The sequence below is a fragment of the Frateuria sp. GZRR35 genome (assembly GCF_051900415.1).
GTDB lineage: Bacteria > Pseudomonadota > Gammaproteobacteria > Xanthomonadales > Rhodanobacteraceae > Frateuria_A.
Genome location: NZ_JBHZGL010000010.1, coordinates 133,297 through 158,695 on the forward strand (window position 1 = coordinate 133,297; position 25,399 = coordinate 158,695).

The 25,399-nt window shown below is 65.7% G+C and carries 23 protein-coding genes; 10 read left to right on the forward strand and 13 right to left on the reverse strand.

The window, feature by feature from the left end; translation table 11 throughout:
* The first annotated feature begins 29 nt into the window (after positions 1 to 29).
* A complete protein-coding gene (locus ACFWZ3_RS12745) occupies positions 30 to 998 on the forward strand; it encodes a DedA family protein/thiosulfate sulfurtransferase GlpE (RefSeq protein ID WP_439708090.1) in 969 nt (322 codons plus the stop codon).
* Here ACFWZ3_RS12745 and ACFWZ3_RS12750 read toward each other — a convergent pair whose 3' ends face one another.
* The gene (locus ACFWZ3_RS12750; RefSeq protein WP_439708091.1) at positions 999 to 1,793 is read right to left on the reverse strand and encodes a hypothetical protein; all 795 of its coding nucleotides are present in this window, start codon (positions 1,791 to 1,793) and stop codon (positions 999 to 1,001) included. It abuts the gene before it with no gap.
* A gap of 198 nt (positions 1,794 to 1,991) precedes the next feature.
* Here ACFWZ3_RS12750 and ssb point away from each other — a divergent pair, with 198 nt between their 5' ends.
* The 7 genes from ssb (at position 1,992) to ACFWZ3_RS12785 (ending at position 12,838) form a co-directional block, all read left to right on the forward strand.
* Entirely contained in the window at positions 1,992 to 2,522 is a 531-nt protein-coding gene (gene ssb, locus ACFWZ3_RS12755) for a single-stranded DNA-binding protein (RefSeq protein ID WP_439708092.1), read from the forward strand.
* A 371-nt stretch (positions 2,523 to 2,893) separates the two neighbouring features.
* Complete coding sequence (gene hsdR, locus ACFWZ3_RS12760) at positions 2,894 to 5,317, forward strand: EcoAI/FtnUII family type I restriction enzme subunit R (RefSeq protein WP_439708093.1); 2,424 nt, start codon at positions 2,894 to 2,896, stop codon at positions 5,315 to 5,317.
* 35 nt (positions 5,318 to 5,352) lie between these two features.
* Complete coding sequence (locus ACFWZ3_RS12765) at positions 5,353 to 7,137, forward strand: N-6 DNA methylase (protein ID WP_439708094.1); 1,785 nt, start codon at positions 5,353 to 5,355, stop codon at positions 7,135 to 7,137.
* The gene (locus tag ACFWZ3_RS12770; protein ID WP_439708095.1) at positions 7,134 to 8,198 is read left to right on the forward strand and encodes a PDDEXK nuclease domain-containing protein; all 1,065 of its coding nucleotides are present in this window, start codon (positions 7,134 to 7,136) and stop codon (positions 8,196 to 8,198) included. The genes ACFWZ3_RS12765 and ACFWZ3_RS12770 overlap by 4 nt, the downstream gene beginning before the upstream one ends.
* Complete coding sequence (locus ACFWZ3_RS12775; protein ID WP_439708096.1) at positions 8,198 to 10,195, forward strand: restriction endonuclease subunit S; 1,998 nt, start codon at positions 8,198 to 8,200, stop codon at positions 10,193 to 10,195. Before ACFWZ3_RS12770 ends, ACFWZ3_RS12775 begins: the two co-directional genes overlap by 1 nt.
* Before the next feature lies 1 nt (position 10,196).
* Complete coding sequence (locus ACFWZ3_RS12780; RefSeq protein WP_439708097.1) at positions 10,197 to 11,984, forward strand: AAA family ATPase; 1,788 nt, start codon at positions 10,197 to 10,199, stop codon at positions 11,982 to 11,984.
* Positions 11,981 to 12,838, forward strand: coding sequence for a hypothetical protein (locus ACFWZ3_RS12785; protein WP_439708098.1), 858 nt, complete (start codon positions 11,981 to 11,983; stop codon positions 12,836 to 12,838). Before ACFWZ3_RS12780 ends, ACFWZ3_RS12785 begins: the two co-directional genes overlap by 4 nt.
* Before the next feature lie 239 nt (positions 12,839 to 13,077).
* Here ACFWZ3_RS12785 and ptsP read toward each other — a convergent pair whose 3' ends face one another.
* From ptsP to ACFWZ3_RS12845, 12 genes are all read right to left on the reverse strand, one after another.
* Entirely contained in the window at positions 13,078 to 14,826 is a 1,749-nt protein-coding gene (ptsP, locus tag ACFWZ3_RS12790) for a phosphoenolpyruvate--protein phosphotransferase (RefSeq protein ID WP_439708099.1), read from the reverse strand.
* Positions 14,823 to 15,092, reverse strand: a complete 270-nt coding sequence (locus ACFWZ3_RS12795; protein WP_439708100.1) for an HPr family phosphocarrier protein — start codon at positions 15,090 to 15,092, stop codon at positions 14,823 to 14,825. The genes ptsP and ACFWZ3_RS12795 overlap by 4 nt, the downstream gene beginning before the upstream one ends.
* Positions 15,085 to 15,477, reverse strand: coding sequence for a PTS sugar transporter subunit IIA (locus ACFWZ3_RS12800; RefSeq protein ID WP_231350690.1), 393 nt, complete (start codon positions 15,475 to 15,477; stop codon positions 15,085 to 15,087). Before ACFWZ3_RS12800 ends, ACFWZ3_RS12795 begins: the two co-directional genes overlap by 8 nt.
* Positions 15,478 to 15,643: 166 nt before the next feature.
* Complete coding sequence (rapZ, locus tag ACFWZ3_RS12805) at positions 15,644 to 16,549, reverse strand: RNase adapter RapZ (protein ID WP_439708101.1); 906 nt, start codon at positions 16,547 to 16,549, stop codon at positions 15,644 to 15,646.
* A gap of 5 nt (positions 16,550 to 16,554) precedes the next feature.
* Positions 16,555 to 17,505, reverse strand: coding sequence for an HPr(Ser) kinase/phosphatase (gene hprK, locus ACFWZ3_RS12810; RefSeq protein ID WP_439708102.1), 951 nt, complete (start codon positions 17,503 to 17,505; stop codon positions 16,555 to 16,557).
* A gap of 333 nt (positions 17,506 to 17,838) precedes the next feature.
* Complete coding sequence (gene hpf / locus ACFWZ3_RS12815) at positions 17,839 to 18,162, reverse strand: ribosome hibernation-promoting factor, HPF/YfiA family (protein WP_439708103.1); 324 nt, start codon at positions 18,160 to 18,162, stop codon at positions 17,839 to 17,841.
* 132 nt (positions 18,163 to 18,294) lie between these two features.
* Positions 18,295 to 19,734 (reverse strand): RNA polymerase factor sigma-54, encoded by a 1,440-nt coding sequence (locus tag ACFWZ3_RS12820; RefSeq protein WP_439708104.1) that lies wholly within the window; start codon positions 19,732 to 19,734, stop codon positions 18,295 to 18,297.
* A gap of 100 nt (positions 19,735 to 19,834) precedes the next feature.
* Entirely contained in the window at positions 19,835 to 20,554 is a 720-nt protein-coding gene (gene lptB, locus ACFWZ3_RS12825) for an LPS export ABC transporter ATP-binding protein (protein ID WP_439708105.1), read from the reverse strand.
* Between the two features lie 3 nt (positions 20,555 to 20,557).
* Positions 20,558 to 21,157, reverse strand: a complete 600-nt coding sequence (gene lptA, locus ACFWZ3_RS12830; protein WP_439708106.1) for a lipopolysaccharide transport periplasmic protein LptA — start codon at positions 21,155 to 21,157, stop codon at positions 20,558 to 20,560.
* Positions 21,114 to 21,716 (reverse strand): LPS export ABC transporter periplasmic protein LptC, encoded by a 603-nt coding sequence (gene lptC, locus ACFWZ3_RS12835; RefSeq protein WP_439708115.1) that lies wholly within the window; start codon positions 21,714 to 21,716, stop codon positions 21,114 to 21,116. The genes lptA and lptC overlap by 44 nt, the downstream gene beginning before the upstream one ends.
* Complete coding sequence (locus ACFWZ3_RS12840; RefSeq protein WP_439708107.1) at positions 21,707 to 22,249, reverse strand: KdsC family phosphatase; 543 nt, start codon at positions 22,247 to 22,249, stop codon at positions 21,707 to 21,709. Before ACFWZ3_RS12840 ends, lptC begins: the two co-directional genes overlap by 10 nt.
* A gap of 93 nt (positions 22,250 to 22,342) precedes the next feature.
* On the reverse strand, positions 22,343 to 23,350 hold the full coding sequence (locus ACFWZ3_RS12845; RefSeq protein WP_439708108.1) for a KpsF/GutQ family sugar-phosphate isomerase: 1,008 nt from the start codon (positions 23,348 to 23,350) through the stop codon (positions 22,343 to 22,345).
* A 152-nt stretch (positions 23,351 to 23,502) separates the two neighbouring features.
* On the opposite strand from ACFWZ3_RS12845, the gene ACFWZ3_RS12850 reads away from it, so the two are divergent.
* Together ACFWZ3_RS12850 and murA are read left to right on the forward strand one after the other, a co-directional pair.
* Positions 23,503 to 23,742, forward strand: a complete 240-nt coding sequence (locus ACFWZ3_RS12850) for a BolA family protein (protein WP_231323610.1) — start codon at positions 23,503 to 23,505, stop codon at positions 23,740 to 23,742.
* 36 nt (positions 23,743 to 23,778) lie between these two features.
* Entirely contained in the window at positions 23,779 to 25,038 is a 1,260-nt protein-coding gene (murA, locus tag ACFWZ3_RS12855) for a UDP-N-acetylglucosamine 1-carboxyvinyltransferase (protein WP_439708109.1), read from the forward strand.
* The last annotated feature ends 361 nt before the right edge of the window (positions 25,039 to 25,399 follow it).

The following is a 25,399-nucleotide window of genomic DNA, read 5'->3' on the forward strand; positions in this document are numbered from 1 at the left end:
GCGCGGCATCACTCCATGCGAGCCTGCCCGTGGCCCACCAGATCGTCGCGCTGATCGCCGAATACGGCCTGCTGCTGGTCTTCCTCAACGTGCTGGTCGAGCAGGCCGGGCTGCCGCTGCCGGCCGTGCCGACGCTGGTGGTGGCCGGCGCGCTGGCCGCGACCGGCAAGCTGCCGTTGTGGGGCGTACTGCTGGTAGCGCTGGCGGGGTGCCTGCTCAGCGACTTCGCCTGGTACGCCGCCGGCCGACGCTACGGCGCGGGGGTGATGCGCACGCTGTGCCGCATCTCGCTGTCGCCCGACTCCTGCGTGAAGCAATCGGAACTGCGCTTCCAGCGCTGGCGTGGAGCGGTGCTGCTGGTGGCCAAGTTCGTGCCGGGGCTGTCGACCGTGGCACCACCGCTGGTTGGCGCGTTGGGTCTGGCGCCGCGGCTGTTCCTGCTGTTCGACGCGCTCGGTTCGCTGTTCTGGGTCGGCGTGGCGGTGGCGCTGGGCTATGCGTTCTCCGGCGAGGTGGAGCGCGTGCTGGCGGCGTTCGAGGGTACCGGGGCGCTGGCCCTGCAACTGCTGGGCGCGATGCTCGCGCTCTACATCCTGTTCAAGTGGTGGCAGCGCCGGCGCCTGCTGGTGGCGTTGCGCATGGCCCGGATCGAGGTGGACGAGCTGGCGCAGGCACTGCGCTCGGCGCGGCCGCCGCTGGTGTTCGACGTGCGCGCGGCCGGCTCGCGCCAGCTCGACGACCGCGCGATTCCCGGCGCACTGGCCTTCGATCCGCCGGCGCTGGACGCCGTGCTGGCGGGCGTGCCGCACGAGCGCGAGCTGGTGCTCTACTGCAACTGCCCCAACGAAGTGTCGGCCGCCCGTGCGGCGCAGCTCCTGATGGCGCAGGGCTACCGGCGCGTGCGTCCGCTGCGCGGCGGGCTCGACGCCTGGGTGGCCGCTGGCCACCTCGTCGGTCGCCTTCCGGCCCTGCCGCGGGGCGCCACGCCGGCGCTCTGATCAGCGCAGAGGGCAGCGGCCCGTCAGGGGCTGGCGCGCGGCGTCCTGCACGGTGGCGCTGGCGTTGTCGATCGGCTCGGGCGGCGCGAAGTCGATGCGGACGCTCAGGTTGCGCCCCTCGACGTCGCGGATGTTGGCGATGCCGCGGAATCGCCAGAGTGCCCGGCTGCGCGCGTCGTAGGCCACGTCCAGATGCGGCAGTGCGAAGCCGATCAGGCTGTCGAGCCCCAGCCGGAAGCGCCGCACCGGACGGCCGTCGATCACCTGGTCCGGCAGGCGACGCACCTTGAAGTCGAGCGTGCCGAGCCGGCTGGGCAGCAGGAACGGCACGCTGAGGCTGGCGTCCGGGGCGAGATTCCAGTGCGCGCGCAGGAAGGCATCGAAGCCCGCGTCGATCACCGGTGCGGGTGCGTCGTCCAACAGTGCACTGCGCCCGGCGCTGCCGGTATCGCGCCGCACGAAGATCTCGCGGCGGCCATCCCCGCGCCGTCGCACGCCCTCGCGGTAGCCGCGGCGCGCATCCTCCAGCTCGAAATCGGGCGACACCGGCAGCCCATGGTCGCGCACCCACTTGCGCGCGAACGGCTCGCCGTCCGGGCAGCGATACAGCACCAGGCGGGTGCGTCCCTCCGGCGTGGCAAAGACCCAGTGCGACTCGCGGTAGAGCAGGCGGCCATCGTCCGCGTAGGCGCGGGCTTGGAGGTGGACGGCGGGCGTGGCGCCGAACGCGGCCGCCAGCGGCAGTGCCAGGCACAGGCCCAGGGCGAGGCGGGGCAGGATGCGAAGCGTTGGCAAGGCGGTCTCCGGCGGTCCAGGGTCGCCGGCGGACCGGCATGCAGGCAGATACGGTCAACACGCCGGGGTAGATGCGGACAACGGCCGGCGTGCGCAGCCGGGGCGGGAAGCTATGATAGGGACCGAGCCGCCGGCGACCCCGGCGGAACCCATGACGAGGCGGGCGTGCGCCGGCCGCCAGCAAAGCGAGGAATTTCCATGGCACGCGGCATCAACAAGGTCATCATCGTCGGCAACCTGGGCTCCGATCCGGAGGTGCGCTACACCGGCGGCGGCACCGCGGTGTGCAGCCTGAGCGTCGCCACCTCGGAGCAGTGGACCGACAAGCAGTCCGGCGAGCGCCAGGAGCGCACCGAGTGGCACCGCGTGAAGCTGTTCGGCAAGCTCGCCGAGATCGCCGGCGAGTACCTGAAGAAGGGCCGCCAGGTCTACATCGAAGGCTCGCTGCGCACCGACAAGTACACCGACAAGAGCGGTGTGGAGAAGTACTCCACCGACATCATTGCCAACGACATGCAGATGCTCGGCGGCATGGGTGGTGAAGGCGGCGGTGGCGGTGGTGGCGGCTTCCGCGAGCGCCCGCAGGGCGGCGGCCAGCGCCAGGGCGGCTACGGTGGCGGCCAGCCCCGCGGCGGCAACGACTACGGCAACAGCAACGCTCCACGCCAGAACGCCCCAGCGCCGGCCGAGAGCAGCGGCGGCTTCGACGACGACGACATTCCGTTCTAGGACAACCGTCTGGATGACGGGCAAAGCCTCCGATGCCCGACATCGGGGGCTTTTTTTTTATGAAGGCATGGGGCTCAGCGCGATCTCGACGGTGTCGATCCAAGGCCGCCTTTGCACGCCAATAGGCAGACGCCCGCGCGCCGCTCGACAACCCGTTACTGCAACACCGTCTTCTACGTACTACCGCATACGGCCGGACTGGTGCCGATGGCGCGTTTCTGGACAGGTCCATACATGCGCAACGTGGACGGGTGCCGGGGGCTCGACGTGGACGAGCGCATCGTGCCCGACCTGGTCGCGGCGTGCGAGAGGGTGCGGATAAACTGCTGCATGACGATGGGACTGCTGCACATCGAGCTTCAGGGGGATGAGTGGACAAGTACCTGCTCAGCGAGCGCGACATCTGTACCAAGTTCATCACGCCGGCCATCGTGCAGGCGGGCTGGCAGCAGCATCAGTTTCGCGAAGAAGTTAGCCTCACGGACGGGCGCGTCATGGTGCGCGGCAAGCTCGCTGCGCGGGTCAGGAACCCCGACGCCAAGGGTGGTCCCAAGCGGGCGGACTTCGTCCTCTACGCGCGCCCCGATGTTCCCATTGCCGTGGTCGAAGCCAAGCAAGCGCGGTTTTCGGTCGGCCAGGGCATGCAGCAAGCCCTGGCCTATGCCGAAATGCTCGATGCGCCCTTTGCCATCAGTAGCAATGGTGATGGCTTCCTGCTCCACGACCGCACCGGCATGACCCAGCCGGTCGAACGCACGCTCACGCTCGGCGAATTTCCTTCCCTGGATGATCTGTGGCCGCTGTACCAGCAATGGAAAGAGCTGGCTGCACCCGAGGCCATCAAACTCATCGAGCAACCGTTCCACACCGACGGCAGCGGCAAGGAGCCGCGCTATTACCAGCGGGTGGCCATCAACCGCGCTATCGAGGCCATAGCCAAAGGCCAGCAGCGCGTGTTGCTGGTCATGGCCACCGGCACCGGCAAAACCTACACCGCCTTCCAGATCATCTGGCGCTTGTGGAAGGCCAAGGCCAGGAAGCGCATCCTGTTCCTGGCCGACCGCAACATCCTGGTCGACCAGACCATGCAGCAGGACTTCGCTCCCTTTGGCGAGGTGATGCACAAGGTCACCAACCGCGAGATCAAGAAAAACTATGAGATCTACCTGGCGCTCTACCAGGCGGTCACCGGCAAGGAAGAGTGGAAGCAGATCTACAAGCAGTTTCCGGCCGACTTTTTCGATCTTGTCGTGGTCGACGAATGCCACCGGAGCAGTGCCGCGGATGACTCGGCCTGGCGCGACGTGCTCGACTACTTCCGCAGCGCCACCCATCTGGGCCTGACCGCCACGCCCAAGGAAACCAAAGACGTCAGCAACATCACCTACTTCGGCGACCCGGTCTACACCTATTCGCTCAAGCAGGGCATCGAAGACGGCTTCCTCGCGCCCTACAAGGTGATCCGCATCGCCACCGATGCCGATGCGGTGGGCTACATCCCCGAGACCGGCAAACTCGACAAGTTGGGCCAAGCCGTTGAACAACGCCAGTACAACACCAGGGATTTCGACCGCACCCTGGTGCTGGAAAAACGCACCCAGCTGGTGGCCAGCAAGGTTTGGGAATACCTCAAGGCCGTCGACCCCATGGCCAAGACCATCGTCTTCTGCGATGACCAGGACCACGCCGAACGGATGCGCCAGGAGCTGGTCAAGCTGATCCCGGCGGCGGCCAGCAACCGTCGCTATGTAATGCGCATCACCGGCGACGACAACGAAGGCAAGGCGCAGCTCTCGTACTTCATCGACAACGACGAGCCGTACCCGGTCATTGCCACCACCTCCAAGCTGCTCACCACCGGCGTCGACGCCAAGACCTGCAAGCTCATCGTGCTGGACCAGAACATCAACTCGATGACCGAGTTCAAGCAGATCATCGGTCGTGGCACCCGCCTGCGCGAGGACTACCAGAAGCTGTACTTCACCATCATGGATTTCAAAGGCGCCACGCGCCTGTTCGCCGACCCGGATTTCGATGGCGAGCCGGTGGTGATCTACGAACCCACGCCCGACGAGCCTGTCGTGCCGCCGGAGGACACGCACCCGCCGGGCACCAGCGAACCCGAGCCACCGCCTTACGGCTCCGACACCACGGGTGGCGATGACACGGGTGGCGATACGGACGGCGGCGAAGGCCGCACCCGCTACGTGATCGACGACGTCAACGTGCGTGTCGCCGTGGAGCGCGCGCAATACCTCGACGCCGACGGCAAACTCATCACCGAGGACTACCGCGTCCTGCTCAAGGACGACATCAGGAAGGCGCTGCAAGCCGAATTCGGTAGCATGAGCGACTTCCTGCGCCGCTGGAACAGTGCGCAGCGCAAACAGGCCGTGCTGGAAGAGCTGGCCGAACACGGCGTGCCGCTGGCCACCCTGCAGCAGGCCGTGGCCAACGGCGGCGAGCTGGATGCATTCGATCTGGTCGCCCACGTGGCCTTCGACCAGAAACCGCTGACCCGTCGCGAGCGCGCCAACAACGTCAACAAGCGCGACGTATTCGGCAAGTACGGCGAGCAGGCCCGCGCCGTGCTCGAAGCCCTGCTCGACAAATTCGCCGACCACGGCGTGCAGGACATCGAAGACGCCAAGGTGTTGGAGCTGCCGCCCTTCGACCGGTTTGGCAGCAAAACCCAGATCCGGCGCGGCATTTTCGGCAGCGTCGAGCAATACATCCAGGCCATCAGCGAGCTCGAACACGCGCTCTACGACACACCCGAACCGAAACAGGCGTGAGCCTCGCCTGGTCCGAGCGATACGAGAAGAATGCAATGAACCTCAGCAGCACCATCAAGTCCATCCAGGACATCATGCGCAAGGACGATGGCGTCGACGGCGACGCCCAGCGCCTTGGCCAGCTCACCTGGATGCTCTTCCTCAAGGTATTTGACCAGCGCGAGGAAGAATGGGAAGACGACGCCGCCGGCTACCGATCGCCGCTGCCCGAACGCTGCCGCTGGCGCAACTGGGCGGCCTACAAGGCCGACGCCGAAGGCAAGAAGCAGCCGCAGATCGCCGCCACCGAGCTGATCGGCTTCGTCAACAACGAACTGTTTCCGGCGCTGAAAGACCAGATCGACGCCAGCCAGAGTCCGCAGCACAAGGTCATCAAGCAGGTCTTTGAAGACGCCAACAACTACATGAAATCCGGCCCACAGATGTTGGCCGTGATCGAAAAGCTGGAAGACGCCATCCACTTCCACGACTTCAAGACCCGCGCCAGCCTGGGTGATGTCTACGAACAAATGCTCAACGACCTGCGCGGCGCCGGCAACGCGGGCGAGTTCTACACCCCGCGCGCCATCACCGCCTTCATGGTCGCTCAGGTCGACCCTCGCCTGGACAAGCGCGAAACCGTGATGGATCCGGCCTGCGGCACCGGTGGCTTTTTGACCGCCGCCATCGACCACTTCCGCCACCAGGTCACCACCAAGTCCAGCGCCGCAGACAAACGCGCCATCGAGGCGCTGATCCACGGCATCGAAAAGAAGCAGCTGCCGCACCTGCTGTGCACCACCAACATGCTGTTGCACGGCATCGACGTGCCCAGCCAGATCGAGCACGGCAACACCTTGGGGAAAGGCTGGAACGACTGGAGCGCCAACGACAAGGTCGATTGCGTCATCACCAATCCGCCCTTCGGCGGCTATGAGGATGACGGCGTGGGTAGCGACTACCCCGCCGACCTGCGCACCCGCGAAACCGCCGACATGTTCATGGCGCTCATCATCAAGAAGCTGCTCAAGGAAAATGGCCGCGCCGCCGTGGTGCTGCCCGACGGCTTTCTGTTTGGCGACGGCATCAAGGCCACGCTGAAACGGCTGCTGCTGCGTGACTGCAAGCTGCACACCATCATCCGGCTGCCCAAGGGCGTGTTCGCCCCATACACCACCATCAAGACCAACCTCTTGTTCTTCACCAAGGGCGCCAGGGTGGATGACGGCACCGAGCACTTCCACACCGACACCATCTGGTTCTACGAGCACCCTTACCCGGCCGGGTACAAGAGCTACTCCAAGACCAAACCCATCCGCCTGGAAGAGTTCAAGCCCGAGCAGGACTGGTGGGGCAACGAAGCCAACGACTTCGCCGACCGCGCGGAAAACGAGTTCGCCTGGAAAGTCGATTTCAAGGCCAAACGCGAGCAGGCCGAAGCCGCCGCGCAACCGCATTGGCAGCGCGCCGAAGACCTGAACAATCAGGCCGCCGCGCTGGAAGGCGAGGCCAGCGACCTGCGCAGGAGCCTGGTCGGCACCACCGACGCCGCCTACCGCGAAAAGATCGACGCGCAGATTGCCCAGCTGCGCGCCCGGGCCGAACCGCTGCGCCTGCAGGCGCGCGATGCGCAAACCGCGGGCGATCGGCTGTACTGGCCGATCTACAACCTCGACCTGAAAAATCCCAACGCGCCGGAAGAGGAAAATCTTGATCCGGACCTGCTGCTGGAGAAGTACAAGAAGCTGCTGGGCGAAATCGAGGAAACCGAAAACCAGCTCAAGAGCGAGCTGGCCGCCGCGCTGGGGCATCACTTCAGCCCGGAAGCGACGGACGCATGAGCAAGGGCAACACGCAGAACAGCCCCGCCACACCGGTCAATCCACAACTGCTGGGCGACATCCGCCGCCTCATCGAGCAGAGCCGGCAGCAGCTTGCCGTCACCGTCAACAGCGCCCTGACCCTGATGTACTGGCATATCGGCCAGCGCATCCGCACCGACGTGCTGGGCAGCGAACGCGCCGCCTACGGCGAGGAGATCGTTTCGGTACTGTCGAAGCAATTGGAAGCCGACTACGGGCGCGGCTTCTCCAGCAAAAACCTGCGTCACATGCTGCGTTTTGCCGAAGCCTTCCCCGATGCAGCGATTGTCTCCGCAGCGCGTAGACAATTGAGCTGGACCCATTTCCGCACCCTGATCTACATCGACGACCCGCTCAAGCGCGATTTCTACCTGCAGATGTGCCAGCAGGAAGGCTGGAGCACGCGCACTCTGCAGGAGCGGATGGACTCCCAGCTGTTCGAACGCACCGCACTGTCGCGCCAGCCCGACGAACTCATCGCCAGTGAACTGGCCAACTTGCGCGACACCCGCGAGCTCACCCCCGCGCTGCTTCTGAAAGATCCTTACGTGCTCGATTTCCTCGGGCTGAAGGACCGCTACCTGGAAAGGGATCTGGAGGACGCCATCCTGCGCGAGCTGGAAAACTTTCTGCTGGAGCTGGGCGCGGGTTTCACCTTCGTCGCCCGGCAAAAGCGCCTGCAGATCGACCACGATGATTTCTACATCGACCTGCTGCTCTACAACCGCCGCCTCAAGCGGCTGGTGGCGATCGAGCTGAAGCTGGGCGAGTTCAAGGCCGAGTACAAGGGCCAGATGGAGCTCTACCTGCGCTGGCTGGCTAGGCACGAGCAGGAGCCGGGCGAAGCCCCGCCGCTGGGCATCATCCTGTGCAGTGGCAAGAAGCAGGAACAGATCGAGCTGCTGGAGCTGGGCCACACCGGCATCCACGTCGCCGAATACCTCACCGTGCTGCCGCCCAAGGAGCTGCTGCAAGCCAAGCTGCACGAAGCCATCGCCCGCTCGCGCGCACGGCTGGAAAGCCGCGGGGAGGAAGGCTGATGGACGCGCAGCAGTTTCTGGGGGAGTTTGGGCATGTTGCCAATGCACCAAACGGAATTGCACGACTTCGCGAACTGGTGCTTGTGCTTGCCATGCAGGGGCGCTTACTCGCCCAAGTAGAAGGTGAAAGCGCTTCGCCACTGTTGGAGAAAATCGCAACTGAAAAGCGATTCCTCGTTGCCTCTCGCGCGATCCGTTCGCCCAAACCCCTGCCGGACGTCACGAACAAAGACGCGCCGCACGCTATTCCAGACAACTGGTCGTGGACGCGTTTTGGCGAAATAGCAATTCACAACTCCGGAAAGACTTTGGATTCGGTACGAAACAGTGGTCTTCCACGCGACTACATCACCACATCCAATCTCTATTGGGGCCGCTTTGAGCTGAGCGGTATCAAGCAGATGCTTATCCGCGACGACGAGATCGAGAAGTGTACAGCGCGTGAGGGCGATCTTTTGATTTGCGAGGGCGGCGAGGCTGGGCGAGCAGCCGTGTGGACTTCGCGCGAGAAAGTGTGCTTTCAGAACCATGTGCATCGCGCCCGATTCTTTGGCGGAATAGATCCATTTTTTGCTTATCGCTTTTTCGAGAAGCTGAACGCTACGGGAGAAATCAACGCACACCGCAAAGGGATTGGCATTTCGAACATGTCGAGCAAGGCGCTCGCGATGATCCCGTTTCCGCTTCCACCTCTAGAAGAACAATTCCGCATCGTCGCCAGAGTCGATGAGTTGATGGCGTTGTGCGACACGCTGGATGCGCAGCAACAAGCCCGCCGCACGCTGCAGAACAAACTGCGCCAGTCCACCCTGCAAGCCGTCGCCAGCAGCCAAAGCCCGCACGAACTGCAAACCGCCTGGACGCGCCTGGCCGACCACTTCGGGCAGCTGTTTCATGCGCCGGAGGATGTCGTTGCGTTCAAAGGCCTGATTCTTGATCTGGCAGTCTCCGGTGAACTGTTGAGCAGTGAGCATCGCCCCTTGAGTACGGGCGCCGATCTGCTCAGCGCAATAGAAGAAAAACGCATCGCATGGTCACGCGACTCAGAGGGACAGGAGCAGAAAGAAGCCCTGGCCATGCTGAAGAAGCTGCGCACACAGCAAGTAGCTACGCCCGAAGCAACATTGCCGGAACATTGGGCCTGGGCGTCACTGCTTGAAGTTTCTCAGGTGATTATTGACTGCGACCATAAAACGCCGACTTACGCCAATAGCGGAGTTCACCTGATCCGCACTACTGACGTTCGCAACGGTGGTATGCGGCTTGATGCCACCAAGAAGGTTTCCAAGGAGAGCTACCTTGCTCGTTCAAGACGGTTGCTTCCGCAACCTGGGGACATCTTCTTCACGCGAGAGGCGCCCATGGGTGAGGCTGCCATCGTTCCGGATGGACAGGTCGTATGCCTTGGGCAACGGCTGATGCTCATAAGACTATTCGATGATCTCTTCAGTAACAGGTTCGTCATTTACGCAATCCAAAGCCCGAGCTTTCAAAAGCGGCTGCAGGTATCGGCTATCGGCATGACGGTGAAGCATATAAATGTTAGTGATGTTGAAAGTCTGATGCTTCCGGTTCCACCCAAAGCCGAACAAGACCGAATTGTTGCCATCGTCGATGGGCTTTTCAGCATGTGCGACCACTACGCGGAACAACTTTCTCGAAAGCAGCGCATCGCAACCAATCTGGCCGCAAGCACGATCTCCACCCTCACCGGCATCGCCATCGAACAAGCCGAGGAACCCATGAAAGCCCCGCAAACCGAACTGATTGCGCCACTGCGGCTGGGCACCCCGCCCGGCATCAAAGCGCAGGCGCCGCTGGCCACGCTGCTGGCCCGCCACAACGGCCAGATGAGCGCCAAGGATGCGTGGCAGCGTTTTGGTGGCGGTATCGACGCTTTCTACGCGCAGCTGAAAACCGAGGTGGCCCACGGCTGGATTCTGGAACCGGCCCCGGCGGAGATGCGCGAAACGCCTGTCGACGCGGTGGGCGCCTGACATGCGGCTGCAGCGCATCTGCATCCCGGCGTTTCGCAATCTGCGCGAGCTCGACATCGCTTTCGATGCGCTCGGGCAGGACGCGGCAGGCGCATCGACGGATGCGCCGCCGCCACCCAGACCGTTCCGCAGCCACGCGCTGATCGGCCAGAACGGCACCGGCAAGTCCAACCTGATCGAGGCGCTGATCACTATCTTCCGCGATGTGGATCTGGACCGCGAAGCGGCCTTCGACTACACGCTGGAATACCGCATTCGCGGTCGCGACGTGCGCATCGAGGCCGACACCGCCAAGCAGAAGCGTCCCTGTGTATGGGTGGACGGCAAGGCCGAGCCGCAGGGATACCTGCTGAAGAACCGCGAGCTGCTGCCCGCGCACATCTTTGCCTACTACTCCGGGCGCAACGAGCGTATCGAGGCGCTGTTCCAGGAACACCAGCGGCGCTTCAACCAGCGCCAGGAAATCACCACTGACACGGTGTTGTCCGAGCAGCTGCTGGAGAACTTTACCGGCACGGACGCAGACATTCGCGCCGTCGACGAGGCCAAACGCCACCGCGACGCGCAGCTGAAGCAAGCGGGCGATGACCGCCTGCGCCGGCTGTTCTACTGCCGGGGCGGCCACAGCCAGCTGGTGCTGCTGGCCTGTCTGCTGTCCGACGACCCGGTGTTCCGCAAGGTGCTGAAGAACCTGCACATCGAGTCGCTGGAATCGGCCTTGTTTGTGCTGAAGGAGCCGCACCGCCTGCGCGAAAAGCGCCGTGGCGGCCGCTTTGACGAGCAGGAGTTGAACGAGGGCGATCCGCGCTTCTGGTATGCGCGTGGCAACGTGGTGAGCGAGTTCCTCGACAAGCTCTGGCAGGTGGCGTGGGCGCCGATCGAGCAGGAGGCGCCCCGGCAGATCGATTTCCGCGGCCGCACCGAAAAGCAGAGGCAGCTTTACCTGTTCGTGCCCAATCAGGACAAGCTCAAGCAACTGGGCGAACTGGTCGGCAGCATCGACAGCTTTTTCCGCTACGCCGAGGGCGCCTACATCGGTGACCTGATCGACGAGGTGCGCATCACCGTGAAGAAGCGCGTGGTGGGAGACGATGGACACGACGGCAAGGTGAGCTTTACCCAACTCTCCGAAGGCGAGCTGCAGATGCTCACCGTGCTCGGCCTGATGCGCATCACCCGCGAAGACCATTGCCTGTTTCTGCTGGATGAACCCGACACCCACTTGAACCCGATCTGGAAGCTGCGCTACTTCGATGACATCGAAGGCGTGCTGGCATCCGATGACAGCGCATTGATGCAGGGCGAGTCGCAGATCCTCATCACCACCCACGACCCGATGATGGTCGGCAGCCTGAAGCGCGAGCAGGTCCACATCCTGCGCCATGACGGCCATCGCACCGTGGCGGACACGCCTGACGTACACCCGCAAGGCATGGGCGTGACCGGCCTGCTCAAGAGCGAGCTTTTTGGCCTGTCGTCCACTCTGGACATCGAAACCGAACGCCGTTTGCGCCGCCGCAACGATCTTTACGCGCAAAAGACCTTGGAAGGCGACGACGCCCTCACCGCCGCCGAGCACGAGGAGCTGGGCCGCTTGTCGAGCGAACTGGCCGACCTGGGCTTTACCACCGCCGACTTCCGCGACCCGGACTACGCGCTGTTCGTGCGCAAGATGGCGCAACACCGCAGGTTCCGTAAGCCCGTGCTGACACCCGAGGAGCAAGCCGAGCAGGACGCAATTGCCGATTCCATCATCGACGAGATTCTGCGCAAGAGGAGTGGGGAGTGATCTGGATCGACCTGGAACACAAACGCCCCACCGACACCGACATTCCGGACTGGGTGCCGTGGACACAGGCGCAGTGGAATGCCTGGTTGGCAAAATCCGCCCGGCTGGTGGCCGACCTTGCCGCTTTGGATGCGGCGGGAAAGCGTGAAGAGCGCAACGCATTGATCGATGCCAACCGGGATCATTGGGGCGCCCTGAAGGCATGGCTGCTGGCCTTGTCCGCCGGCAAATGCTGGTTTTCGGAAGTGCGCGAGCTGTACTCGCACTACGACGTCGAACACTTCCGCCCCAAGAAGGAAGCCAGAGCACTGGATGCCAACCTGCGCGACGGCTACTGGTGGCTGGCCTTCGACTACATGAACTTTCGCGTCTGCGGCAATGTCGGCAACCGCAAGAAGGGCGGCTGGTTCCCGCTCAAGGATGGTTCACTGTGCTCCACGCACGCGCACCCCTGCGAAGAATCCGAGACACGCTATTTGCTTGACCCGATCAAGGACAACGATGTGGCGCTGATTGCCTTCGATGAGGAAGGCAAGGTGATTCCGATGCCCGGCTCATCTGTCTGGGAGCAAGCGCGCGTCGACGAGACCGTCAAACGGCTCAAGCTCAACGAGTACGCCCCGCTCGCTGAGGCGCGGCGCAAGGTGTGGCAGCAGATGGACAACCTGATCGCAGATTTCGCCAGGGTCAAATCCCGCTGCAGCGCAGGTAACAATCCTGCAGCCGAGGCCCAGCTGGCCGAGGTGCGCGCGCGCGTGCGCGCAATGACCAGCCCGACCGCCGAGCTGTCGGCGGTGGCGCGATGGTGCGTGCTGATGCGCAACGATCCGCAACTTTCAAGGTTGGTCGGATGAAACGCTGCCGGCCGGGCGGGTCAGCCGCTACCGCAACCGCCGGATCGATGAGCGTCTGGAAGATAACCAACGCTCACCGTGCGATCCGGGATCTATGTCAACAACGCGGGCCATGCCGAACTGGACAAACGCATCCGGGCATTCGGCCTCACTGGCATGAGCTTCCGGCGCGCGGGTGCCTGAGCTTTTGTCGTGAGCTGTCCCGGCCGATCGACTGCTAGCTGGTCCGCACTGTGGCGCTACCGGCTGGAGGTTTCCTGGCCGACGAGTTCCGCCAACAGGGCCTCTACATCTTCGTGAGTGTGTGCGCGAAGCAGCCGCGGTGCCTCGCGGCGCAAGCTCGCGTGGTCGAGGGTGGCCAGGCGGTCGCGTACGTGCAGGATCTGGCTGGGGTGCATGCTGTATTCGCACAGGCCCAGCGCCAGCAGCAGCGCGGTGAAACCGACGTCGCCGCCGATCTCGCCGCACAGGCTGACCGGCTTGCCGGCGCGGCGGCCGGCGGCGATGACGTAGGCGATCAGGCGCAGCAGCGCCGGTTGCAGCGGGTTGTAGATGTTTTCCAGGCCGTCGTTGCCGCGGTCGGCGGCGAGTACGTACTGCGCCAGGTCGTTGGTGCCGATGGCGAGGAAGTCGGCGTGTTCCAGCAGCGCGCGCACATTGAGTGCGGCGGCGGGGACTTCGACCATGGCGCCCAGTGGCAATTTTTCCGGCAGGTCGACGTTCTCGTGCTTGAGGTCCTGGCGCGCCAGCTTGAACAGCGTGCGCACGGCGATCAGCTCGTCCGGCTGGGTCACCATCGGCACCAGCACCCGCACCGGGCCGTAGCACGCGGCGCGCAGGATCGCGCGGATCTGCGTGGTGAACACGGCCGGATAGCGCAGCGACAGGCGCACGCCGCGCACGCCCAGCGCCGGGTTGTCCTCGCCGCGCAGCGCCAGGCCCGCGGCATCGGCCTTGTCGGCGCCCAGGTCCAGCGTGCGGATGGTGACCGGCAGGCCGCCCATGCCCAGCACCAGGTCGCGGTAGGCATTGAACTGCTCGTCTTCCGACGGCAGGCCCTTGTGCTTGAGGAACAGGAACTCGGTACGGTACAGACCCACGCCATCGGCGCCGCGGGCGCGCGCCATGGCGATGTCCGCGGCGGTTTCGGCGTTGGCGAACAGCTTCACCGGCACGCCGTCGCGGGTGCGCGTGGGCGCGTTGGCGAGCTTGGCCAGGCGCCGTCCTTCGGCCGCGGCCTCGCGCTGCCAGGCGCGGTAGCGGGCCAGGTCCTGCGCGGTGGGATGGACGATGGTCTCGCCGCGCTCGGCGTCGAGCAGGATCAGGTCGTCGTCGTGGATGGTGGCCAGCGCATCGCGCGTGCCGACCAGCATCGGCAGGTCCAGGCTGCGGGCCAGGATCGCACTGTGCGAATACGGGCTGCCCGAGCTCGCCACCACGCCCAGCAGCCCGTTGCCGACCAGATGCGCCATGTCGGCGGGCGCGATGGTGTCGGCGACCAGGATCTCGCCCACGCGCGCGGCGAGCTTGCGTTCCTCGCGACTGGTCTGGCGCTGCAGCGCGGAGATCACCCGGTTGATCACCTGGTCGACGTCCTCGCGGCGGCTGCGCAGGTAGGGGTCGTCCATGGCCTCGAACACCTTGGCCAGGCGGTCGCGCTGCTTCTTCAGCGCGACCCCGGCACGGTAGTGGCCGACGCGAACCAGGTCGTCCAGGCCCCGCAGCAGTTCCTTGTCGTCGAGCAGCAGGCTGTGCGCATCGATGAACTCGTTCACCTCCCGCGCCAGCGCACCATGCAGGCGGCCGCGCAGTTCGTGAAGTTCCTGCCGCGCCGTGTCGAGCGCGCGGTGCAGGTTTTGCAGCTCGCCCTCGATTTCATCATCGGCCAGCGGCCGGGTGTCGACCAGGTAGCGGCTTGGTTGCACCAGGCGCGCGCGGCCCAGGGCCATGCCCTTGGAGGCGGCGGTGCCGGGCAACAGCTGCCTCATGCGCCCTCGTCGAACTTGCGCTCGAACAGCGCCACGACACCGGCGAGCGCTTGCGCTTCGTCGGGCCCGTCGGCGCGCACGGTAAGCGGGGTACCCATGCCGGCCGAAAGCATCATCACGCCCATGATGCTCTGCGCGTTGACCTCGCGGCCCTTGCTGACCAGCCACACGGTGGATTTGAAGCCCTGCACCAGCTGCACCAGCTTGGCCGAGGCGCGGGCGTGCAGTCCGAGCTTGTTGGAGACGGTGATTTCCTGCTCAAGCATGGTCGATGAAAATTCCCCCGCGGCCACCATGGGCAGCCACCTGTGCCAGTTCGTCCAGCGGTTTCTCGGCGTAGTTGAGCACGCGCAGCAGCATCGGGAGGTTGAGCCCGGACACACAACGCAACCGTACCCCGAGCGCCGTGAGCGAAAGGCCGATGTTGCAGGGCGTGGCGCCATACAGGTCGGCCAGCACCAGTACGCCGTCGCCCTGGTCGAGCTCGCGGGCGTGATGGGCGGTGAGCGTGCGCATGACGTCGGGGTCGGCGTGCGCCGGGACCTCGACCGCATCGACCTTCAGCGGCAGCTTGGGCATGACGTGGTGCGCGGCGGAGATCAGCGCCTTGCCGACCGCCTCGTGGGTCATCAGGAGAACGCCGACGCTCATGGAAGGAACCCCACCGGGCTGTCGCCACCACGGCCCACAGGTCCGCCCTGCAGGAACGCACCTGTGCGCGACCGGGGTGCGATGGCGTATCCGGGTGCCGTCGCGAGGCCAGCATGACAGTCGCCCACGGATGCGCTCCTGCAGGCGTGCAAAAAAGGGGACATGATCATTCGAGCTCGCGGTGGAAGGTCAGTACGCCTTCGCGCTTGGCGCGGTAGTGCCGGGCCAGGCGCTCGACCAGGTACACCGAGCGATGCCGCCCGCCGGTGCAGCCGACCGAGATGGTGACGTAGCTGCGGTCGTCCTGCTCGAAGCGCGGCAGCCAGGCGTCGAGCCAGCGGGCGGTGTCGGCGAAGTATTCGCCGACCATCGGGTCGGCCTCGAGGAACTCGCGCACCGGTGCGTCCTTGCCCGAGAGCGGGCGCAGCTGCGGCTGCCAGTGCGGGTTGGGCAGGCAGCGGGCGTCGAACACGAAATCCGAGTCCAACGGCAGCCCGCGACGGAAGGCGAAGGACTGGAACATCAACGTGAGGCCTTCGGTGGCCGCCGCATAACCGGTGGCGATCAGCCGGCGCAGCTGGTGCACGTTGAGGTCGCTCGAATCGATCACCTTCTCGGCGATCCCGATCAGCGGGCGCAGCAGGCGACGTTCCTCCGCGATCGCATCGGCCAGCGAAACGCCACGGATCGCCAGCGGATGGCGACGGCGGGTTTCCGAGTAGCGCTTGATCAGCACCTCGTCGCGGCAATCGATGAAGACCAGGTGCACGTGCACACCCGCCGCGGCCAGCTCGGAGAGCACCAGCGGCATGTGCTCGAAATCCTCGCCACGGTTGCGCACGTCCACGCCCACGGCGATGCGCCGGCGCCGTCCGCCGCCGTCCTGCATCACCGACTGCACCAGTTGCGGCAGCAGGCCGCTGGGCAGGTTGTCGACGCAGTAGAACTCCAGGTCCTCCAGCGCGCGCAGCGCAACCGTCTTGCCACCGCCGGACATGCCGGTTAGCACCACCAGGTGCACGGTGTTGGGGTCGTTGAGGCCGGTCGAAGGCGCGGTGTCGTTGGTACTCATGAATCTCACCAGGGCGGTAGCCGACGCATCTGATGCGCCTGGCGGTCGATGAAAGTCTGTGCGGGATCGATGCCCTTGCTCTTGAGCATATGGTGGCGCACCGCCGCTTCCACCAGCACCGCCAGGTTGCGGCCGGGCGCCACCGGAATGGTGATCATCGGCACGGAGACTTCCAGGATCTCGCGGTGGCTGGTGTCGCCGGTCAGGCGTGTCGCGGCATCGATGTCCTCGCCCTCGCGCAAGGGCTTGAGGTGCACCACGAGGCGCAGGTACTTGGAATGCTTCACCGCGGTGTGGCCGAACATCTCGCGCACGTTAAGCACGCCCAGGCCGCGCACTTCGAGCAGGTCCTGCAGCAGTTCCGGACAGGTGCCGTCGATCACGTCGGGCGCGATCAGGGTGAATTCCGTGGCGTCATCGGCGACCAGGCGATGACCGCGGCTGATCAGTTCCAGCGCCAGTTCGCTCTTGCCCGAACCGGACTCGCCGGTGATCAGCACGCCGATCGAGAAGACTTCAAGAAAGACGCCGTGCAGGGTGATGCGCGGCGCCAGCAGGCGGGCCAGGTGGTACTGCATCCAGGTCAGCAGCTCGTGGCCGCGCTTGGCGCTGATCCACAAGGGCGTGTGGGTTTCCTCGGCGACCTCGCGCAGGTCCGAGGGGATCGTCTGGTCCTTGGTGACGATCAGGGCCACCGGCTGGTAGGCGGCGATCTTGTGCATCGCCTCCCAGCGCTGCCGGGAATCCAGGCTGTCGAGCCAGTTGAGCTCCTCGGTACCGATGATCTGCACCTTGTTGGGGTAGATCACGTTGAGGTAGCCGACCAGCGACGGGCGGCGCGTGGCCGTGGCGCCGGGTTCGAGCACGCGTCCCTCGCCACGCATGCCCGACACCCAGCGCAGGCCCATGCGCTCGTGGACACCGTCGAAGAGTTGTCGTGCGGTCAGGCGTTCCAAGGATGTTTCTTCCGGCGGGCAACGGGACGCATTGTGCCAGTTATGCGGGGGAGGGCGCGGGTGAACGAGTGTCGCAACGGCAGTCTGATCCGCCCGCCGTGCCTGGCGTTGCGCGTTGCATCCTTCCCCCGCTCACGGGGAAGGTGCCCGCAGGGCGGATGGGGAAACCTTGCGACGGGCTGACCAGATATCGCGCAAAAGGCGCCCCCATCCGCCTGTCGGCACCATCCCCCGCGGTCGCGGGGGATGGTTCGGGTACGTGGTATCGCGCTTCGCTTCGGGCAAAAAAAGACCCGCCACCAGGCGGGTCTCTTTTGCCGGTTGCGGGACCGCTTAGCCGATCTGGCGGGCGTCCCGCGCCTCCTGCTGGTGCTTGTCGGTGACCTTGTCGCGATGGCGGCGCAACTGCGCGGCGAGCTTGTCGAACACCATGTCGATGGAGGCGTACATGTCCGCACCGCACGCCGCCGCGTGGAGGGCGGCACCCGTGGTGCTCAAGGTGGCGTCGGCGCAATGTTGCAGCTTGTCGATCGACAGCACCATGGTCAGGCCCAGGCACCTTTCGTCGAGGCGGGTCAGGCGATCGAGCCGGGATTCGGCATGCGCACGCAGGGCAGGAGTGACTTCGATCTGCTGGCCGGTGAGTTGGAACTGCATGGGGCGCCTCCTCTGTTACGGGCCGCCGTGGGGCGGCGGGTTCGCATACCGTCAATGGTGACGACATGCCGGTCTATCACTCGTATGGGATCGTTCGGGCCGGTTCCAAGTGGCGGGTTTCAGGAGAGAGGGTCAGCTGGCGCGCTGGCGCTCGCTGGAACTGGGTATGCGCAGTGCCTCGCGGTATTTGGCCACGGTGCGGCGGGCGACCTGGATGCCCTTGCGGTTGAGCTCCTCGGCCAGGGCCTGGTCGGACAGCGGCTTGCGCGTGTCCTCCGCGTCGATGAGCTTCTTGATCATGGCCTGGATGGCCGTGGCCGAGGCGCCGCCACCATCCTCGGTGGAGACGCCACTGGAAAAGAAATACTTCAGCTCGAAGGTGCCGCGCGGCGTATGGATGTACTTGCGCGTGGTGACGCGCGAGATGGTCGATTCGTGCATGCCGACCTCCTCGGCGACTTCGCGCAGGACCAGCGGATGCATCGCTTCCGGACCGTAGTCCAGGAAAGCGCTCTGCCGGCGCACGATCGCATCGGCAACTTTCATTAGCGTCTCGGCGCGCGATTCAAGGCTCTTGATCAGCCAGCGCGCTTCCTGCAGCTGGCCGCGCATCCAGCTGGCGTCCTCGCCGCGCGCCTGCGCAATCAGGCTGCAGTAGTGCTGGTTCAGGCCCAGCCTCGGCTGGCAGTCCGGATTGAGGCTCACCTTCCAGCGGCTGCCTTCCTTGTAGGCGTAGACGTCCGGCGCCACGTACTCGACCGGCGTGGCGTCGAGCGCGGCGCCGGGGCGTGGATCGAGGCTGCGGATCAGCAATGCGGCGGCCGCGACTTCTTCTTCGGTTGCGCGCAGCTTGCGTGCGAGTTTGGCGACGTCGTTGCGCGCGAGCAGTTCAAGTTCGCCGGCGACGATCTGCAGCGCGAGCTCGCGCTGCGGGGTGTCGGCCTCGAACTGTTCCAGCTGCACGCGCAGGCAATCGCGCAGGTCGACGCTGGCGATGCCGGTGGGGTCGAAGCGCTGCAACTGGCGGCGTACTGTCTCGACTTCGTCGATGGTCGCATCGAGGTCCGCCGGCAAGGCCGCGAGCACGCCCTCGATGCCTTCGACGAGATAGCCGTCGGCGTTGAGCGCGTCGATGATCACGGTGGCGATCAGGCGCTGTCGCGTGTTGAACGGCGACAGGTTCAACTGCCACAGCAAGTGCTCCTGAAGTGTCTCGGGCGCAGCGTTCTGGGGTTCGAAATCGTCGTCGCCACGGCTGCCTGAGGGGGCATTGCTGCCGAGCGAGAAATCGATGGGTGCCTCGGCGGAGGTGCCCGATTCACCCCAGTCGGCGACATCGTCGGCGTTGTGGTCGACGGTGGGCGCTTCGTCCGGGGCGGGAGAGTAGCTCTCCTCCTCGGTTTCGCCGGGCGCCGATTCTTCCTCGAACTCCAGCAGCGGGTTGCCTTCGGCGATCTGGCGCAGTTCCGCTTCCAGCTCCAGCTGCGACAGCTGCAACAGCCGGATCGCCTGCTGCAATTGCGGCGTCAGGGTGAGCTGTTGGTTGAGTCGGAACTGGAGCCCGGGTTTCATGCCAGCCGTAGCAGAGAGACGTGGGATCATCCTACCCCGGCGGGTGTGACGCGACCATAGCGATGGCAGGTGCTGGCGGGCCCTGCGTCACATCACCGCTTCAGAGCTTGAACTCGCGCCCCAGATAGACCTCGCGCACCTTTTCGTCGGCCAGGATGTGCGCCGGCGTGCCGCGGGAGAGCACCTCGCCTTCGTTCAGGATGTAGGCACGGTCGCAGATGCCCAGCGTTTCACGCACGTTGTGGTCGGTGATCAGCACGCCAATACCGCGTTCCTTCAGGTGGCGCACGATGCGCTGGATCTCGCCCACCGAAATCGGGTCGACGCCGGCGAAGGGTTCGTCCAGCAGCATGTAGCGCGGCTGCGCGGCCAGCGCGCGGGCGATCTCCACGCGGCGGCGCTCGCCGCCGGAAAGGCTGATGCCTTTCTGGCCGGCGATGTGCGCGATCTTCAGCTCGTCCATCAGGCCTTCGAGCTGTTCGTTGCGCTGGCGGGCGGTGAGGCCTTCGCGCAGTTCGAGTACGGCCAGGATGTTGTCGGCCACCGAGAGCCGGCGGAACACGGAGGCCTCCTGCGGCAGGTAGCCGATGCCCAGCCGCGCGCGCGCGTGCATGGGCAGGCCCGTGATGTCCTGGCGGTCCAGCCGGATGCTGCCGCCGTCGGCTTCGACCAGGCCCACCACCATGTAGAAGCAGGTGGTCTTGCCGGCACCGTTGGGGCCGAGCAGGCCGACGACTTCCCCCTGGCGGATCGAAAAACCGAAATCGCGCACGACCTGGCGCGAGCGGTAGCGTTTCTGCAGGCCTTCGGCAGCGAGCATCGGTCAGGGCTGCCCGCTGCTGGTGGCGGGGGCGGGCGTGCTGGTAGCGGCTGCCGGAGCCGCGGCGGAACCCGCCTTGGGCTTGGGCTTGAAGATCATGTGCACCCGGCCGTCGCCACCGCTGTCGCCGGTCATCTCGCTGGTCTGCGTGTTGTAGGTGAGGCGGTCGCCATGGGCTTCGCCGCGCCCGTGCTGGTTGATCGAGGCGTGTCCCTGCAGCACGGCGAAATCCTTGGCCACCTGGTAGTCGATGGTGGCGGCCTCGCCCTGCATCAGGTTGCCGTTGTCGTCCAGCTGCTGGAGGTGCGCCGGGCTGCCGGTGAGCACCACGCTGTCGATCTCGGCGTTGGCGTCGAAGTGCACTTTGGCCAGATCGCCGGTGGCTTTCAGCGAGCCTTGGGTAATCACCACGTTGCCCTTGAGCGTGGTGGTGCTGTTGGGCTTGCGGAAGCCGTCGAAGTGCGAGGCCTGTACATCCATCGGCTGATCGCGGTCGCTGCGCTTGGCCTGGGCCGGCGCCAGCACCAGCAGGCCCAGCAGTACCAGCGCCCAGCGGGCGCTAGCGCGCGTGCTGGCGGGGCGGGAACGTGGCGTGGACGTCATCGAGCAGCTCCAGGTGTTTGTCATTGAGGTCGGCACGCATGCCGACGCCGTGAATTCTAGTGCCGCCCTGCACCAGCTGGGCTGGCGCGGCGGTCTGCAGGCGGTTCTGCTTGGGCCAGGCGGTGACGTCGGAGGTGTCGATCGTCGTCCGCGGCGTGTCGTCGAATGCGGCACGCTCCAGGTGCACCGGGCCTTGCAGCTTGAGCAGGCTGCCGTCTTGGTTGACCCAGCCGTACAGCGAGTGCCCGAGCCAGTCGGGCACTGCCGGCTGGTTGGAGGGCAGGCGAAAATCGGGTGTGTTGATGTACAGCGACTCGTCGCCTTCGCGCCGTTCCAGCTGCGGCGCCTGGATCAGGAAGCTGGGTAGGCCGTCGGTGCCGTACTGGGTCAGCTTGAAGTCGGTCAGCGTGTAGCCCGAGCGCGGCGGGCCGACGAATGCGTTGACCTTGGGCGGCGGCCCGATCCACCACAGCATCAATTGCGCCGCGCCGGCCAGCAGCGCGACCGCGACAATGGCCGCCACGAGGCGGCGATCGCGCAACCATTCCTTCACTGCCAGCGTTCCTTTTCATTGCCGGCCTTGCCCTGGGCATGCAGGATCAGGTCGCAAACCTCCCGCGCACCGCCCTGGCCGCCAGCGCGGGCGGTGGTCCAGTGCGCTTGTTCGATCACCCACGGATGGGCGTTGGCCACGGCCACCGCGAGCCCGGCGATGCGCATGGCCGGGAGGTCCGGGAGGTCGTCGCCGACGAAGGCGACCTGCTCGGGCGCCAGCTTCAGTGCGTCGAGCAGTTCCAGCAGGCACACACGCTTGTCGCCCTGACCCTGGTAGACGTGGGTGATGCCCAGTTCCTCGGCGCGCAGCGCGACCGGATGGCTGATCCGCGCACTGATGATCGCCACCTGCACGCCATGCACCTGCAGGCGCTTCAGGCCCAGGCCGTCCTGCACGAAAAACACCTTGGTCTCGCGACCGTCCTCGCCGTAGTACAGGCGTCCGTCGGTCAGCGTGCCGTCCACGTCGAACACCGCCAGGCGGATGCCGGCAGCACGGGCGATCAGGTCGGCAGGGAGGTTGGTGAGGTAGGGCATGGGGAAATAGGCAATCGGGAATGGGGAATCGTTACAAGCGGCTCGGCGGGAAGAGGCGGCGATTCTCCATTCCCTATCTACGATTCACGTCCGTCAGACCACCCGGGCGCGCAGCAGGTCGTGGATGTTCAGCGCACCGACCACGCGCTGCTGCTCGTCCACCACCAGCAACGCGTGGATCTGGTGCTTTTCCATCAACTGCGCCGCTTCGATGGCGAGCTTGTCGGAGGTGATGGTTTTCGGACCGCGGGTCATCAACGCCTCGACGCTCGCGCCGCGCAGGTTCACGTCTTCGTCGTCCAGTGCGCGGCGCAGGTCGCCGTCGGTGAACACGCCCAGCAAGCGATGCTCGGCATCGACCACGGCGGTCATCCCCAGATGCTTGCGGGTCATTTCCATCAGCGCTTCGGTCAGGTTCGCGTCCGGCGCAACCATGGGCACGCCTTCGCCGGTATGCATGATGTCGCTGATGTGCAACAACAGTCGGCGTCCGAGGCTGCCGGCCGGGTGGGAGCGGGCGAAATCCTCGGCGGTAAAGCCGCGCGCTTCCAGTAGCGCGATCGCCAGCGCGTCGCCCATCACCAGCGCCGCGGTGGTGCTGGCGGTCGGGGCCAGGCCCAGCGGGCAGGCTTCGCTGGAGATGCTGGCGTCCAGGTGCGCGTCCGCCTGATGCGCGAGCGACGACTTCGGGTTGCCGGTGATGGCGATCAGCGGGATGCCCTGGCGCTTGATCACCGGCAGGATGAAGAGAAGTTCATCCGTCTCGCCGGAATTGGAGAGGGCCAGCACCACGTCGTCCGGCTGGATCATCCCCAGGTCGCCATGGCTGGCCTCGCCCGGGTGTACGAAGAACGACGGCGTGCCGGTGGAGGCCAGGGTGGCGGCGATCTTGCGGCCGACGTGGCCGGACTTGCCCATGCCGGTGACGACCAGGCGCCCGCGGCAGGCCAGGATCAACCCGCAGGCATGGACGAAGCTCGCGTCCACCCGCGTTTCGAGCGCGCGGATCGCGGCCGCCTCGGTGGCGATCACCGTGCGGCCGCTGCGGGCGATGGCGTCCGGGTCCAGCTTGGCGACGGGCGGGGCGATGCGTGCGTTCATGGGGTCTCGGCTGGGGCGGCGGGCGGCCTTTGGCATTTCTGTGCCACGGGAATTCCATTACCATGGCATATCCGCATTTTAACGTCATATGGCCGTGCACTGGGTTCACAAGCGCTGAATCCTCGCTCCGCGCGCCGACGATGGACCCTCCGATGGACCCTGCCCGTATCCAGGCACTGATCGAAACCGGCCTGCCCGGCGCGAATGCGCAGGTCAGCGGGGACGATGGCGTGCATTTCGAAGCCACCGTGGTGGCCAGCCAGTTCGCCGGCAAGCTGCCGCTGGCGCGCCACCGCATGGTCTACGCCACGCTGGGCGAGCTGATGGGCGGGGCGATCCATGCGCTGGCGCTCAAGACGTTGACTCCCGAGGAAGCCGCGGCGCGCCGCTGAGGCCGCGCCGGTTTCCTGCCTCCACCAAGGACATTCATGGCCAAGATCCTGATCAGCGGCGGCGAGCCGCTCCATGGCGAAGTCGCCATTTCCGGCGCCAAGAACGCCGTATTGCCGATTCTCGCCGCCTGCCTCTTGGCCGATGGTCCGGTGACCATCTCCAACGTGCCGCACCTGCACGACGTGACCACCTTCATCGAGCTGCTCGGCCGCATGGGCGTCAACCTGGTGCTCGACGACCGCATGAAGATGCACGTCGACCCGCGCACCATCGAAAGCCACGTCGCTCCGTACGACCTGGTGCGCACGATGCGTGCCTCGATCCTGGTGCTCGGCCCGCTGGTGGCGCGTTTCGGCGAGGCGGAAGTCTCGTTGCCTGGCGGTTGCGCGATCGGTTCGCGCCCGGTCGACCAGCACATCCGCGGCCTGCAGGCGCTGGGCGCCGAGGTGATGGTGGAAAACGGCTACATCCGTGCCCGCGCCAGGCGCCTGAAGGGCGCGCGCATCGCGATGGACATGGTGACCGTCACCGGCACCGAGAACATCCTGATGGCCGCCACGCTGGCCGAAGGCACCACGATCATCGAGAACGCCGCGCAGGAGCCCGAGGTCGTCGATTTGGCCAACTGCCTTGTGGCGATGGGCGCACGCATCGAGGGCATCGGCACCGCCACGCTGGTGATCCACGGCGTCGAGCGCCTCGAGGGCGCCGAGTACGAAGTGCTGCCCGACCGCATCGAGACCGGCACCTTCCTTGTCGGTGCGGCGATGACCGGCGGCAAGGTACGCGCCCGAGGCGCACGCGCCAGCACGATGGATGCGGTGCTGGCCAAGCTGGAAGAGGCCGGCGCGCACATCTGCACCGGGCCGGACTGGATCGAGCTGGACATGGGTGGCCGCCGGCCGAAGGCGGTCAACATCGTCACCGCGCCGTACCCGGCGTTCCCGACCGACATGCAGGCGCAGTTCACCGCGCTCAACTGCGTGGCCGAGGGCGTGGGCGTGATCACCGAGACGGTGTTCGAGAACCGCTTCATGCACGCGCAGGAACTCAAGCGCCTGGGCGCCGACATCCGCCTGGAAGGCAACACCGCCATCATCCAGGGCGTGGATCACATGAGCGGCGCACCGATCATGGCCACCGACCTGCGCGCCTCCGCGTGCCTGGTGCTGGCCGGGCTGGTGGCGCATGGCGATACGACGGTCGATCGCGTGTACCACATCGACCGCGGCTACGAGAACATCGAGGAGAAGCTCGGCGTGCTCGGCGCGAAGATCCGCCGTTTGCCGAGCTGAGGCTGCGGCACACGCTTGTGCTCGTTGGAAATGGGGCACTCGTGGGAGATCCAGCGAGATCCCGTAGGGTCGGGCTTCAGCCCAGAGCCGTGCGTGCGGCACACGTGGGACTGAAATCTGCCCACGAAGGGATAGCCGAGTTTCTGGCAAGCCCCGTCCCCTCACCCCAACCCTCTCCCCGGAGGGGAGAGGGAGCCAAGTGCGGCGCTCCCGCACCCAAACGCGCAAATCCTCTTGCCTCAGCTCCCGAGCGCCCGCGGTAAAGCGGCGGCAGCTCCTCTAAGAGCAAGCGACTGACCAAGCAAAGCGAGGCGGCACCTAGCTCTTATCCCTCACCGGGCTTAGCCAGGCCGTTTCTTTG